This window comes from Lysinibacillus sphaericus, from assembly GCF_002982115.1.
Lineage (GTDB): Bacteria > Bacillota > Bacilli > Bacillales_A > Planococcaceae > Lysinibacillus > Lysinibacillus sphaericus.
In genome coordinates, this window is the sequence record NZ_CP019980.1 from 514,355 (window position 1) to 528,660 (window position 14,306).

The 14,306-nt window shown below is 38.2% G+C and carries 15 protein-coding genes and 1 tRNA gene; 15 read left to right on the top strand and 1 reads right to left on the bottom strand.

What is annotated here, in order from left to right; genetic code table 11:
- Positions 1–126: 126 nt before the first annotated feature.
- The 4 genes from cshA (at position 127) to LS41612_RS02580 (ending at position 4,596) form a co-directional block, all read left to right on the top strand.
- The gene (gene cshA / locus LS41612_RS02565) at positions 127–1,671 is read left to right on the top strand and encodes a degradosome RNA helicase CshA (protein WP_024361316.1); all 1,545 of its coding nucleotides are present in this window, start codon (positions 127–129) and stop codon (positions 1,669–1,671) included.
- A gap of 289 nt (positions 1,672–1,960) precedes the next feature.
- On the top strand, positions 1,961–2,440 hold the full coding sequence (locus LS41612_RS02570) for a PH domain-containing protein (protein WP_024361315.1): 480 nt from the start codon (positions 1,961–1,963) through the stop codon (positions 2,438–2,440).
- Complete coding sequence (locus LS41612_RS02575; RefSeq protein WP_024361314.1) at positions 2,433–3,905, top strand: PH domain-containing protein; 1,473 nt, start codon at positions 2,433–2,435, stop codon at positions 3,903–3,905. Before LS41612_RS02570 ends, LS41612_RS02575 begins: the two co-directional genes overlap by 8 nt.
- 115 nt (positions 3,906–4,020) lie before the next feature.
- Positions 4,021–4,596 (top strand): GNAT family N-acetyltransferase, encoded by a 576-nt coding sequence (locus LS41612_RS02580; protein WP_024361313.1) that lies wholly within the window; start codon positions 4,021–4,023, stop codon positions 4,594–4,596.
- Positions 4,597–4,720: 124 nt separating this feature from the next.
- Here LS41612_RS02580 and LS41612_RS02585 read toward each other — a convergent pair whose 3' ends face one another.
- Positions 4,721–5,341, bottom strand: a complete 621-nt coding sequence (locus tag LS41612_RS02585) for a rhomboid family intramembrane serine protease (protein WP_024361312.1) — start codon at positions 5,339–5,341, stop codon at positions 4,721–4,723.
- Positions 5,342–5,405: 64 nt separating this feature from the next.
- On the opposite strand from LS41612_RS02585, the gene acpS reads away from it, so the two are divergent.
- The 11 genes from acpS to LS41612_RS02640 all read left to right on the top strand — a co-directional run bounded on the left by acpS (position 5,406) and on the right by LS41612_RS02640 (position 14,305).
- On the top strand, positions 5,406–5,762 hold the full coding sequence (gene acpS, locus LS41612_RS02590; RefSeq protein WP_024361311.1) for a holo-ACP synthase: 357 nt from the start codon (positions 5,406–5,408) through the stop codon (positions 5,760–5,762).
- 88 nt (positions 5,763–5,850) lie between these two features.
- Positions 5,851–6,960 (top strand): LolA family protein, encoded by a 1,110-nt coding sequence (locus LS41612_RS02595; RefSeq protein ID WP_024361310.1) that lies wholly within the window; start codon positions 5,851–5,853, stop codon positions 6,958–6,960.
- Positions 6,961–7,289: 329 nt separating this feature from the next.
- The gene (gene alr / locus LS41612_RS02600; RefSeq protein WP_024361309.1) at positions 7,290–8,411 is read left to right on the top strand and encodes an alanine racemase; all 1,122 of its coding nucleotides are present in this window, start codon (positions 7,290–7,292) and stop codon (positions 8,409–8,411) included.
- A 466-nt stretch (positions 8,412–8,877) separates the two neighbouring features.
- Positions 8,878–9,141, top strand: coding sequence for a hypothetical protein (locus LS41612_RS02605; protein WP_080653282.1), 264 nt, complete (start codon positions 8,878–8,880; stop codon positions 9,139–9,141).
- A gap of 4 nt (positions 9,142–9,145) precedes the next feature.
- Positions 9,146–9,496 carry a type II toxin-antitoxin system PemK/MazF family toxin gene (locus tag LS41612_RS02610; RefSeq protein ID WP_008177055.1) on the top strand — a complete coding sequence of 117 codons (351 nt, stop codon included), beginning with the start codon at positions 9,146–9,148 and terminating at the stop codon, positions 9,494–9,496.
- 224 nt (positions 9,497–9,720) lie between these two features.
- Positions 9,721–10,065 (top strand): STAS domain-containing protein, encoded by a 345-nt coding sequence (locus LS41612_RS02615; RefSeq protein ID WP_024361307.1) that lies wholly within the window; start codon positions 9,721–9,723, stop codon positions 10,063–10,065.
- Positions 10,052–10,522, top strand: a complete 471-nt coding sequence (gene rsbW, locus LS41612_RS02620) for an anti-sigma B factor RsbW (RefSeq protein WP_024361306.1) — start codon at positions 10,052–10,054, stop codon at positions 10,520–10,522. Before LS41612_RS02615 ends, rsbW begins: the two co-directional genes overlap by 14 nt.
- Positions 10,500–11,285, top strand: coding sequence for an RNA polymerase sigma factor SigB (gene sigB / locus LS41612_RS02625; protein WP_024361305.1), 786 nt, complete (start codon positions 10,500–10,502; stop codon positions 11,283–11,285). Before rsbW ends, sigB begins: the two co-directional genes overlap by 23 nt.
- A gap of 152 nt (positions 11,286–11,437) precedes the next feature.
- On the top strand, positions 11,438–13,612 hold the full coding sequence (locus LS41612_RS02630; RefSeq protein WP_024361304.1) for a Tex family protein: 2,175 nt from the start codon (positions 11,438–11,440) through the stop codon (positions 13,610–13,612).
- 63 nt (positions 13,613–13,675) lie between these two features.
- Complete coding sequence (locus tag LS41612_RS02635; protein ID WP_024361303.1) at positions 13,676–14,137, top strand: SprT family protein; 462 nt, start codon at positions 13,676–13,678, stop codon at positions 14,135–14,137.
- A 91-nt stretch (positions 14,138–14,228) separates the two neighbouring features.
- Positions 14,229–14,305, top strand: a tRNA-Asn gene (locus tag LS41612_RS02640).
- Position 14,306: the final 1 nt, after the last annotated feature.

Sequence of the window (14,306 nt, forward strand, 5' to 3'; positions counted from 1 at the left end):
AAACATTTGTAGAGAGAATTTTTAAGTAACGGAAACGTTCCACAACACAGGCTCGAATTTGCCGACAACTTCATCTGAAAATGTAACCATTTGTCAACTTAAAAGGAAAAAAGGAGATTGAGAAGTTTGACAAATTTTTCAGAATTAAATATTAGTGAATCTACACTACGTTCAGTAAAACGTATGGGATTCGAAGAAGCAACACCAATCCAAGAGGGTACTATTCGTTTTGCCATTGAAGGTCGCGATGTATTAGGTCAAGCGCAAACTGGTACAGGTAAAACTGCCGCTTTTGGTATTCCACTTATCGAGAAAATCGATCCTAAAAACCCTAATATCCAAGCATTAGTAATTGCTCCAACTCGTGAATTAGCGATTCAAGTTTCAGAAGAACTATATAAAGTCGGTTACGACAAGCGTGTGAAATTATTATCAGTTTACGGTGGTCAAGAAATCGGACGTCAAATTCGTGCACTGAAAAATAAACCACAAATTATTGTTGGTACACCAGGTCGTATTTTAGACCATATTAATCGTCGTACTTTAAAACTAGAAGATGTTCAAACACTTGTACTGGACGAAGCAGATGAAATGTTAAACATGGGCTTCATCGATGATATAAATTCAATTTTAGAAAACGTACCTGCTGAGCGCCAAACATTATTATTCTCAGCAACAATGCCACCAGCAATCCGTAAAATCGCTGAGACATTTATGCGTGACCCTGAAATTGTAAAAATTAAAGCAAAAGAATTAACAGTGGATAACATTGATCAATACTTTGTGAAAGCTGCTGAGCGCGAAAAATTCGATGTTTTATCTCGTCTATTAAACGTTCACCAACCAGAATTAGCGATTATCTTTGGACGTACAAAACGCCGTGTTGATGAGCTAGCACAAGCTTTATCAATCCGAGGATATCTTGCTGAAGGAATTCATGGTGATTTAAGCCAAGCAAAACGTATTTCAGTTTTACGTCAATTTAAAGAAAATAAAATTGATATCCTTGTTGCAACAGATGTAGCAGCTCGTGGTCTAGATATTTCAGGCGTTACACACGTGTATAACTTTGATATTCCTCAAGATCCTGAGTCTTACGTTCACCGTATTGGTCGTACTGGCCGTGCCGGAAAATCAGGTCTTGCAGTAACATTTGTAACACCTCGTGAAATGGGCTATTTACGTATTGTTGAAGAAACAACGAAAAAACGTATGACACCACTTCGTCCGCCAACAAATGACGAAGCTTTAGTAGGTCAACAACGTTTAGCTATTGAGACACTTGAAGGTCTTATTGCTAATAATAACTTAGGTGATTATCGTACATTAGCTACAGAAGTACTTGAAAACCATGATGCAATCGATGTAGTAGCAGCTGCATTACGCTCATTAACAAAAGAGCCGGATGATACGCCTGTTACAATTACAGAAGAGCGTCCATTACCAATGCGCCGTGAGCGTTCTGGTGGTGGCGGTGGTGGCCGCGGAGGCGATCGTAATAGCCGTAACAGAAGCGGTGGTGGTCGTAGCTTTGGCGGTAACCGTCGTGAAGGTAGTGGTGGCGATCGTCGCAACAGTGGAGGCCGTCGTGAAGGTGGTCGCCGTGAGGGCGGAGCTCGTCGTGAAGGTGGACAAGGTCGTTCACGTGCACCACGTCGCCATGAAGACTAATTAACTTTCAAACCTTACAGTCAAATTGACTGTAAGGTTTTTTATATTTATAGTTAAATTAATTTATTCGAAATTTTTGGAAGGAAAAGTAAGTATGCGAGATTTCTAAACGGAACGTTGCGACGAAAGCGGCTTATTATAAGCATTAAACTATAGCGCCGTATAATAAAAAGGCGATATACTAGATGTTTAGATGGCGGTTAATTATGATGAAAAGGCTATGGATTTATTTGAAACAAATTAGTATTTGCGTACGTATACATAGGTAATGAAAAGAGGAGGAACAATTTTGAGAGCTGAACCAATTCATCAAATTTCCCGAAAAGGGTTAACAGTATGGCGATTATATGGTGTGTTACAAACATTGCTGTTGTTAGTCATTGCAGCATTGGTTTGTTATGGCACTTATTATTATGAATGGCCTTCATTTATTTATTTTATCGCGATTGCTGTTGTTCTATTAAGTGCATTTTTTTCTGCGTATTTATTCCCGAAAATTCGATGGGAACGCTGGAGATACGAAGTGCGCGAACATGAAATTGAAGTCCAACATGGCTTGTTTGTTGTCAAACGCACATTAATACCAATGGTACGTGTGCAACATGTTGACACGACACAAGGCCCCATTTTAAAAAGATACAGCCTAGGTAATATTTCAATTTCTACAGCCGCCACGGTACATACAATTCCAGCACTGGTCATGGATGAAGCAGATGGACTTCGTGCGCGTATTTCGGAATTAGCAAGGGTGGCGGAAGATGATGTCTAACGAATTGTATCGTTTACACCCTGTATCGGCGATTATCTCTAGTGTCAAAGCACTAAAGAGTATGATCTTACCTGTAGCCATTATCATTATTAGTAATGGCTTTAACTTTTCCTTGAACTTCCGCAGTGAATATTTTTTTGAAACCGTATTACTGTTTGGCGTGTGGGGGGTAGGGGCAGTACTAGCGCTTGTCGGTGGTATTGTAAAGTGGCGTACCTTTGTTTACTGGTTTGAGGATGGTGAACTCAGAGTAAAGTACGGGTTATTCGTCAAAAAGAAGCGTTATATTCCATTTGAGCGCATTCAAAGTTTAAATTACCATGAAGGTATTTTTCATCGGATATTTGGCCTAGTCAAGGTGCAAGTTGAGACAGCAGGCAATAAAGGTGGCAAGCCAGAGGTAGAATTAACAGCTATTCAAAAAATAGCGGCTGATGTTATTGAAGAAGAAATGCGTCGAGCAAAAACACAAATCGCGCAACCACTTGGCGAGGAACTAGCACATGGACAAATAGAAGAAGTGATGGTGCCTGTTATTTATCGTATGTCGATGCGGGATTTACTTGTATTAGCAACGACTTCTGGTGGAATTGGCGTTGTCCTATCAGGTGTTGCAGCGGTCATCTCTCAGTTTTCGGATATTATCCCGTATGAAGAGGTCTTTCATGAAGTGGCAGATATTGTGAAGATTGGCGCATTCTTAGTTGCTTTAATGATCATGTTTGTGTTAATTATTGCGTGGCTACTATCGGTTGTTATAACACTTGTGAATTATTACGATTATACGGTTCGTATTGAAGATGAAAAGTTAATGATTACTAAAGGGTTACTGGAGAAGAAAAGAATTACATTACCATTAAATCGTATACAGGCAATCCGTATAGTTGAAAACCCTTTGCGTCAAATATTTGGTTTTGCTACGGTTGTAGTAGAAAGTGCAGGGGGAAATGGTGAAAAGGGTGGAGATAAGAAAATTGCATTGTTCCCACTGATTAAAAAACAACATTGTGTACAGACGCTAGAACAACTTTTCCCTGAAATGAATTGGCATCCTGAATTTATAAAGGCTCCGAAACGTGCACGTCCATTTTTTTATCGCATTGATTTCATTTGGCTCGTACCGATAATAGGGGCAAGCAGTTATTTCTTATATCCTTACGGGTTATTAGCATTCTTATTAATACCATTAATCATATTCCTTGGTATTTGGCAACATCGAACAGCAGGCTACATGATTGACGGCAAGCAATTGACAATGCAATATCGGATCTTTAGTCGCATTACATTGTTTATGGAGAAAAAACGTATACAATCTATGGAAAGTAGTCAAACGTATTTCCAAAAGCGTAAACAAGTCATGTCGATAAAAGCGACGGTAATGTCAGGAATGGCTGGTATGACAGGTAATGTACCTAGCCTAGAACAACAAGATGCTGAAACTATATTAACTTGGTATGAACATTAAATAGAAAATGATTAGCTAATCTTTGCATAAAAATGTAAAGATTAGCTTTTTTTATATACAAATCTAGAAAAAATGCGTTTATAATAGAATAAATTGACAAAAAGGGGTGGATTTGATGTTTCGATACAGCATAAATGAGCACACCTATTTAAAAATGTTAGATTTAAATGATGTAGAGGAGTTATTTGCGCTAACAGACCGTTCAAGAGAGACTTTACGTGAGTGGTTACCCTTTGTAGACAATGTCAAGACGGTCAAAGATACAGAACAATTTGTTCGAAATGCAATGCAACAATATGCTGACCATAATGGGATACAGGCTGGAATTTATTATGATGGTAAGCTAGCGGGGGTCATTGGTTATCATCAAGTGAATTGGCAACATAAGTGGACAAGTATTGGCTATTGGTTAGGGAATGAGTTTGTTGGCAATGGGCTTGTGACAAATTCGATGAGGGCATTTATTGATTTTGCTTTCGAATATCTAAAGTTAAATCGCATTGAAGTCCGCGTTGCAGTGGGGAATATACGTAGTCGGACAATTCCTAAAGTGCTAGGATTCAATGAAGAAGGGCGTTTAAGAGATGCTGAATGGCTATACGATCATTATGTAGATCAGGTTGTCTATGGGCTAACCGCAGTAGAATGGAAAAAAATAAAAATGGCGAAAGAGGCTACTGTTGTACTATAATTTCAACGATAGCATGTCAATGACCTTAGAAAAAATGGAATGTTAGGGATGTTAAGCTATAAAAAAGAGGAACAGCCCGCAGTGATTAACACCTCACTGATGGGGTAGCTCCTCTTTTTACAAGCTATTTTCCTGCCATTCTTTGTTTGCGCCAACTTAGAATTCTTGTAGGATGTAGGTAAATAAGTCCGAGTAGGAATCCAGTCACTAAGCCACCTAAATGGGCATAAACATTTACATTAGACTGTAAGAAAGTCATGATGACACTGATGACGATAATCGGCAAAATAAGCTTACGAAGCATTGGCATTGTACGACGCGTGTAGTAGACAAGTGCACCAAACGCACCGAAGATACCAAAAATTGCGCCGCTTGCGCCAAGGCTGGCATAACTACTGTCATTAAGCATAAAGGTTGCCATGTTCCCTACGATACCCGATAATAAATAAATCGTAATGAAGCGTGCTTTACCTGCAATTTTCTCAAGTTCTGGCCCAAATAAAAACAGGGAGAACATATTAAAGAGCACATGCATAAAGTTCGCATGTAAGAACATCGCAGAGAAAATCCGCCACCATTCACCGCTTTGTATAAGGAAATTGACTTGAATCCCATAGTTCCACAGCAGTTCTCCTATGACTGGAAGAAGTGTTAATACATAAAGAATAAGATTCACTGCTATTAGTGTTGAAACAACAGGATAATAACTTGTATATTGCTTAAAATTTTCTGTTCTACTAAACATAGCTCCACCTCAATTTACAATTATTATACATGGCTTTTTGGAAATAAGAAAAGGAGAAGTTCATATGATTAAAGGAATTGGTCTCGATATTGTAGAAACTGAGCGTATTGTGAAAGCAATGACACGCACAGATAAATTTATGGACCGCATTTTATCAGTTAACGAACGTGCACTATTTACAGCGCATTCTGAATCTCGCAAAATAGAATTTTTAGCAGGGCGATTTGCGGCAAAAGAGGCCTTTTCAAAAGCGCTAGGTACCGGAATAGGGAAAGATTGTGCGCTACAAGATGTTGAAATATTAAGAGGGGAAGCGGGTAACCCTGTTTTATATTTTAAAGGAGAGCTTGTAAAGGGCTTTGTTAGTATTACACATTCTAAGCAATATGCAGCCGCGCAAGTAATATTACTTATGGAATAAAATATATTGCCTTTTCATCAAATGACATAACTGACAAATATGGTTCATATATTGTCGTAGTGGATTTGAAAGAAGAAAGGGTGAAAGCGTGGGCAACCGTTTAGTTACTTGGCTCGTCTTAATTTGTGCGATATTACTTCTGTCGGCGTGTGGTACAGCCTCACAGGAAAAAGTGTTGAAGAAAGTTAATGGTAAGTGGTCAGAGACGAATGGTTATGAGTTAGACGCTAAGATGGAGATTAAATCAGGTGGAGAACCTAGAACATATGATGTTACCGTGTGGCATACTAAACCTGATTTCTATCGAGTGGAAGTAGTGGAAAGTGGGAAAGATGTATCGCAAATGATTGTGCGTAATGCTGATGGAGTTTTTGTGGTTACACCAACATTAAACAAAATGTACAAATTCCAAAGCGATTGGCCAAAGAAAAATAGTCAGGCGTATTTAATCGGAGCATTAGCAGAAGATTTAGCTGAAGATAAAAATTTAGTCATGAAAGAAGAGGACAAAGCATATATATTTGAAGCGGCTACTAGAAATAGTTATAAAAATAGTATGCCTCACCAAGTTATAACGGTAGATAAGAAAACGATGCTTCCTACATCTGTAGTGATTATGAATGATGTCAAAGAAGAGCAAATTCGTATTACATTTAATAATATTAAGCTAGGTGTACAACATGCTGCGAAAGAGTATGCTGTTGAACAATTTACTGAAACAGAAGATTCAAAAGGCGAACAAGCTGCACCTGCAAACAAAGATGCAAAAGATGATAAAGATGCAAAAGGTGAAACGGATGCTAAAGGTCAAGCAGATGCAAATGGTGAAAAAGAAGCAGTCGGTGCAGAGGTTGAATATCAAGAATTCCAAACGCATTATCCAGTTGTGAATTTTGAAAACACGAAAATGACAAATGAAAAAGCCATTAGTGATAGTGGTATGGAACGAGTTATTTTAACGTTTGAAGGGGATAAAGCGTTTACAGTTATGCAGCAACCAGTTATGAAAGAGTCCTCTATGTTACCAGTTACTTCGCCAGGTGATCCTGTTGACTTAGGATTTACAATTGGCGCGATTACAGATACGTCCATTAGCTGGGAAAAAGATGGCGTCGCATTCTTTGTAGCTTCTAGTAAATTAACACGTGAAGAAATGGTGGAAGTTGCGACTTCCATGACGATAAGTAGTATGAAGTAATTTTTCTAGCTACAGCTTTCTGAAAAGAGAGCTGTAGCTTATTAGGCAATAAAAGAACTTTTTATTTCTAGCAGTTTATGTATAGTAATGTGAAACAGTGGAGATTAATGATCTATAGAAGTATGTTGCATGTTCTACAAAAAGATAAGCTAGTTTTAATAGGAATAAAAAGGGAAAAATTAACATGCTGTCGAATTTATATAATGACATGCACAAGTAGATCATCAATGTATTATCCAAATGGCGGACAAGTAGTATGCTAGAATTTAATGTTATATGGAATTATTCCTATACATAACGGTTTAATAACTAAAAAAGAGGGTATTCTAATGGAGACACAGCAGTATTTTAGACCAACCAAAGCAATTGTAGATTTACAAGCAATCCAACAAAATATAAAAAATTTAAAAGATCTACTCCAACCAAATGTACAAATTATCGCAGTCGTAAAAGCTAATGCCTATGGACATGGGGATATTGCAGTTGCTAAAGCAGCTTTGGAAGCGGGTGCAACAATGCTTGCCGTGGCTACACCAGATGAAGCATTACATATTCGAGCACATTTCGAAGAACCAGACATACTAATATTAGGGGCCTCGCCAGTATCGTTTGCATCCTATGCAGCACAACAACGCATTACGCTTACGGTATTTTCAAGTGAATGGGTACAGCAAGTTGCAACAATGGTAGCAGGGGAAGAAAACCCTTTACAACTACATATTAAGGTAGATAGTGGAATGGGCAGAATTGGTATACGCACCGAAAGCGAATTGTTAGCGCTATACCATACCATCCATTCAACAGATAATGTAGAATTGGATGGCATTTTTACTCATTTTGCAACAGCTGATGAGGAAGACACAGCCTATTTCGATAGCCAAGTAGCGTTATTTGAAAAGCTCATTGCTATATTGCCTGACAAACCTAGACTAGTACATGCATCCAATACAGCAACGGCTTTGGTAAAGGATAATCGTTTACAATATGATGCTGTACGTTATGGTATTTCAATGTATGGTTTAGCACCATCATCTTATGTAGAGGGGATTTTACCATTTCCATTGAAGCCTGCCTTTTCACTTGAGAGTGAGCTTGTCCATGTCAAACAGTTAAAAGCAGGAGATTCAGTAGGTTACGGAGCAACATTCATTGCACAAACAGATATGTGGATTGGGACAATTCCAGTAGGTTATGCAGATGGGGTAATTCGTAAATTAGCAGGACAAGAGGTACTAATAGACGGACAAAGAATGCCTATAGTTGGACGAATTTGCATGGACCAATGTATGGTTGCGCTACCAAAAGCATATGCTATAGGTAAGGAAGTAACGCTCATTGGTCGTCAAGGGCAAGATGAGATTTCAATAGATGAATGGGCAACAAAGCTAGAAACGATTAATTATGAAGTACCATGCATTATTACAGCAAGAGTTCCTCGTATTTACATTTAACTTTGTTTAACCAAGTAGCCCTTCTCTTCATAAAATAAGAGTGAATAGTAATTATTCAATTTTGGTCAAGTTAAATAAGGAGTATGACAAATTTTAGAGGAGTCTTTTATGTAGGCTTATAAAATATGGGTGGAACGCGTAATTTATTACAAGTAGTTTTTTAATGAAAATAATTTTTCAATACATGTAGACAAATTGGGTTAGCGAATTTTTGTCGAAATTAATCTGTGAATGGGAAAGCCAATTCTGTTCGGATTAGTGGATTATGTATAGTGAAATTAAGTAACAAGGCACCAAGTCAATATGACGGATGGTACCAGCACATACTTTCGAAAACCTACAAAATTTTACAACTTGTCCTTCAAATTGTCAGATATTTTGTCATTTCATGTCTTTTCAACAATATCTTTCAATGGTAGAATGGGTAGTAATGAAAAAGTGTATGGTTCCGTTGGAGGTGCTTGCTGTGTACGAGAAAAAGTTAAGAGAAGCTACAATTGCTATTCAAGATAGACTGATTCTACAAACAAAGGAAGTAATTGAAGGTGAATCTTTTGTGCGTATTTTGTCGCGCAAAAATTTAATGCAGGAGCAACCAAATCAAATACGGGAAGCTATGATGAAAGGATATGTTGAGATGTCTCATATTAACCTGATGATTGCAAGTGAATGCTTGCACGCGGAATATGAAGCACAACATACAGTGGAGCGTCTCGTTAGCGGGGGATGACACTTTGAATGTAAAACGTGGTGACGTTTTTTTTGCAGATTTATCGCCGGTAGTTGGATCCGAACAAGGTGGCACTAGGCCGGTATTAATAATTCAAAATGATATTGGAAATCGATTTAGTCCGACTGTCATCATCGCGGCAATTACTGCACAGATTCAAAAAGCAAAATTACCGACACATGTTGAAATAAATGCTGAAAAGTACGGTTTTGAACGTGATTCGGTCATTTTGCTTGAGCAAGTGCGTACAATTGATAAGTCTAGATTGACTGATCGTATTACGCAGCTAGATCATGCAGTAATGGAAAAAGTGGATGGAGCATTGATGATTAGTTTGGGGCTTGTTAAATTTTGATATACATATGTGTATAGAGCATCAGGGATTTTATTTATCCTGATGTTTTTTTAATTTTTTTCATTACAAGCATTATTGCCTTTTAAGTTTGTAGAAAATTGTCGTTGGTTTTTTGTAACTCAAAAAAATAAAATTTATGCGAAGAAAAAAAGTTAATCATGTTTAACATCCGATAGATGCGGGTAAAGAAGAAAAGTCTAATAAATATGGTGGAGGTGGGCTGTATGGACATGGTAGTAAATTTTAAAAAAGATGGCACAAAATTATATGGTTATGTTGAAGGTGAAATTGATACATTTACAGCTTCTGGTCTGCGTGAGGAACTAGAGGCGGTTAAGATTACAGAAGGTATGGAGATTAAATTAGATTTATCGAAAGTGAATTATATGGATAGTACGGGTCTTGGTATTTTAGTAGCTTTTTATAAAAGAGCTTTACGTGAAGAAGGTAAAGTTAAAATTGTAGGCCTATCTAAACGGTTACAAAGATTATTTGAAATTACTGGCTTAAGTGAACTGATGGATATTGAAACTGATAAGAAGGTGGAATTAAGTAATGAAGGAATTTGATTATATTGAGATAAGGGTTCCTGCAAAGCCGCAGTTTGTCAGTGTTATTCGTTTAACGGTTTCTGGATTAGCTAACCGCATAGGGTTTAGCTACGATGATATTGAAGATTTGAAAATTGCCGTTAGTGAAGCGGTGACAAATGTTGTGCACCATGCGTATAAAGATGTTGAAGAAGGCGAAATTGTCATAGGTTGTGCGCTCTATGAAAACAAGTTGGAAATGATGATTGCAGACTATGGGAATAGTTTTAACTTTGAAGAGATTAAAACGAAAATTGGGCCTTATCATCCGGGAGACAGTATTGCGGGGCTAAGAGAGGGCGGTTTAGGGCTTTATTTAATGGAAACTTTAATGGATGAGGTGATGATTAATAACGATGGTGGCGTAACTGTCTTCATGACAAAGTACGTCGCTAGGGAGCAGGTGGAAAAAAATGTCGAAAGAATCACTACATAAATCTTCTACTAAGGAAGATGTATTAAAGTGGATAGAATTGTACCAAGCAACAGAAGATGAAGAAGCTCAAACCAATTTGGTTATTCATTATCGTAATTTAGTAGAGTCCATTGCGCGAAAATATTCATATGGTAAATCTTATTACGATGATATTGTGCAAGTTGGAATGCTCGGGTTACTAGGTGCAATAAGACGTTTTGATGCTACATTTGGTCGCAGTTTTGAGGCCTTTGCAGTACCTACTATTATTGGGGAGATTAAACGATTCTTACGCGATAAAACGTGGGATGTTCATGTACCGAGACGAATTAAAGAAATTGGACCACGTATTAAAACGACTGTAGAATCGTTAACGATAGAGTTCCAACGTTCACCTTCCGTTAAAGAAATTGCAGAGCGTTTAGAGGTACCGGAGGAAGAAGTTTTAGAGGCAATGGAGATGAGCCGAAGCTACCAAGCACTGTCAATGGATCATTCAATCGAATCAGATAATGACGGAAGTACTGTCACGTTATCTGATATTATGGGTAAAGAAGATATAGGTTATGAAATGACCAACAGAAGAATGATTGTTGCAGATGCAATGGAAGTTTTGAATGAGCGAGAAAAACAAATTATTCAGCTTACTTATTTAGAGCAACTGAGCCAAAAAGAAGCGGGAGAACTATTAGGTATTTCTCAAATGCATGTTTCGAGAATTCAAAGAAAAGCAATTAAGAAATTACAGGAGGTCATTCTTGCAAGTGGAAGTGTGCCACTGTAATACCTTTCATTAGGGCGTTTATTACTAGAGGGTTTCATAATCCAATAGCAATAGCGCCTTTTATTTTTGGCTGTCCTTCTTGGTGGATGGACTATCTTTGGTTTTTTATTGAAGTGTAGTGGTAAAATGAAAAGAAAAAAGGTAGTGATAATGTGGAACAAAAACAAATGTACCAGCTTATTGCAAAGGATATAGCAATTAAACCAAATCAAGCAGAGGCAGTAATAAAGTTACTGGATGAAGGTAACACCGTCCCGTTTATTGCGCGCTATCGAAAAGAAGCTACTGGCTCTTTGGATGAGGTACAAATAAAAGCTGTAGAAGATCGTTATCATTACATACAGCAACTTGAACAACGTAAAGAAGAGGTTCTTCGTTTAATTCAAGAACAAGATAAGCTTACGCCAGAGCTGGAACAAGCCATCCAAGTGGCGACGGTATTACAACGTGTTGAAGATTTATATCGCCCATATAAGCAAAAACGACGTACGAAAGCGACTATCGCAAAGGAAAAAGGGTTGGAGCCTCTAGCTGATCTCCTGCTAGAGTATCGTAGTGAAGCGTTAGTCCAATTAGCTCAAGATTTTGTTGATATGGAGAATGTTGCAACAGTGGAAGATGCAATTGCTGGAGCACGTGACATTTTAGCAGAGCGCTTTGCTGATGATGCAAGTATACGGCAGAAAATCCGTACTTTTTCTTGGAAAGAGGGCATGCTGACTACCGCTTTAAAAAATGCGGAACTAGATGAAAAAAAGGTTTTTGAAATGTATTACGAATATGAAGAGCCTGTCAACCGCATTGTTCCTCATCGTATTTTAGCTGTCAATCGTGGGGAGAAGGAGGATGTCTTAAAGGTTGCTATCCAAGTACCGATAGATCGAGTACTGATGATTATGTGGAAAGAGTGGATACCAGCAACAGGTTTCTCACCTGCCATTGCAGAGGTGAAACTTGCAATAGAGGATTCCTATAAACGATTAATTCAACCATCGATTGAGAGAGAGTTACGTAATGAATTAACGGAAAAAGCAGAGGCGCAAGCGATTCATATTTTCTCGGAAAATCTCCGCAATCTTTTACTACAGCCACCGTTAAAAGGTAAGTATGTACTAGGGGTGGATCCTGCCTATCGTACGGGTTGTAAATTAGCTGTTGTTGATGAGACGGGTAAAATGCTAGAAGTTACGGCGATTTACCCACATCCGCCAAAGCCAGATGTAGCAAAATCAAAAGCAGTTGTGAAAGAGATTTTAGCGAAATATCCTATTACAATCATTGCGATTGGTAATGGGACAGCCTCGCGCGAAACTGAGCAATTTATTGCCGATGTTTTAAGTGAAGTGAATACAGATGTGGCCTATGTTATTGTCAACGAAGCCGGTGCATCCGTATATTCAGCGTCGGAGGTTGCGCGTGCTGAGTTTCCTGATTTGCAAGTAGAGCAACGGAGCGCGGTGTCAATTGCACGACGTTTGCAGGACCCATTGTCGGAATTAGTAAAAATTGAGCCAAAGGCAGTAGGTGTTGGACAATATCAGCATGATGTTTCTCAAAAGAAATTATCAGAGTCATTAACATTTATAGTAGAAACAGCGGTCAACCAAGTCGGTGTCGATGTCAATACAGCATCAGCCTCTTTATTGCAATATGTTTCAGGGTTATCGAAAACCGTTGCCGAAAACATTGTAAAAGTACGAGAAGAAAATGGGCAATTCACAACTCGTGCGCAACTGAAGAAAATTCCTCGCCTCGGTGCAAAAACGTATGAGCAAGCAATAGGGTTTTTACGTGTGCCTGAAGCGAAAAATCCATTCGATGCGACAGGTATTCACCCAGAAAGCTACAATATTGCAGAGCAAATTTTAGATGCGGCTCACATAAATAAAAAAGAACTAGGAACACAAAAGGCAGAGGAAGCAATTGCAGCTCTTAATGTTCAAGTGTTAAGTGAAAGTCTAGGGATTGGCGTTGTTACTGTTCAGGATATTGTAGATACTTTAATGAAACCAAGCCGTGACCCACGTGATGCTTTCCCACAACCATTACTTAAAACGGATGTTTTAAAAATGGAAGATTTACAAGTAGGAATGGAATTACAAGGTACTGTAAGGAATGTCGTCGATTTTGGTGCATTCGTTGATATTGGTGTAAAACAAGATGGGCTTGTGCATATTTCCAAGTTGCAAAAAAAACGTATTAAACATCCATTAGAGGTTGTGGCATTAGGTGATATTGTCACAGTATGGGTGGAACAAATAGACGTAAACAAAGGTCGTATTTCATTAACGATGCTTCCTCCAGAAAAACAAATGGTTGAAGTGTAATAATTTCTTACCACACTGTCTATACTGCGCAGTGTGGTATTCTTATTGTTAGAGGTGATGAAATTGAACAATGAGGAACTGCAACAGCTTGTAAGTCGAATTTCATTAGAAAGTTTTCATAAACCCTTTATGCATCGTGCATACTTTAATCCAAGGCTGCGTACAACAGGTGGGCGTTATCTTTTGCAATCCCACCATATTGAAATCAATCCAAAGGCGTTTGAAATATATGGTGTTAGAGAGGTAGAGGGGATCATTCTTCATGAATTATGTCATTACCACTTGCACCTTGAAGGAAAGGGCTATCAACATCGAGATAAAGATTTTCGAGCGTTGTTAAAAAAAGTGAATGCCCCTCGATTTTGTTCAACGTTGCAAATACCTAAATCTCGTAGCAAAAAACAGCGCCCTCACTATACATATGAATGTATACAATGTCACCAAAGGTATGTTAGAAAAATTAGATTCAATGTGAACAGATACTGTTGTGGCAAGTGTTCAGGGCAATTAAAGATAGTTGAGTAAAAAAACTTTTAAAAAAGGGTTGACGTTTATTCAGCTAATCCCTATAATAGTAAAAGTCGACAAGATAAAGCCGACAACACAATATGATTATTCCGAAGTAGCTCAGTTGGTAGTAGCACCTGACTGTTAATCAGGTTGTCGCAGGTTCGAGTCCTGCCTTCGGAGCCAT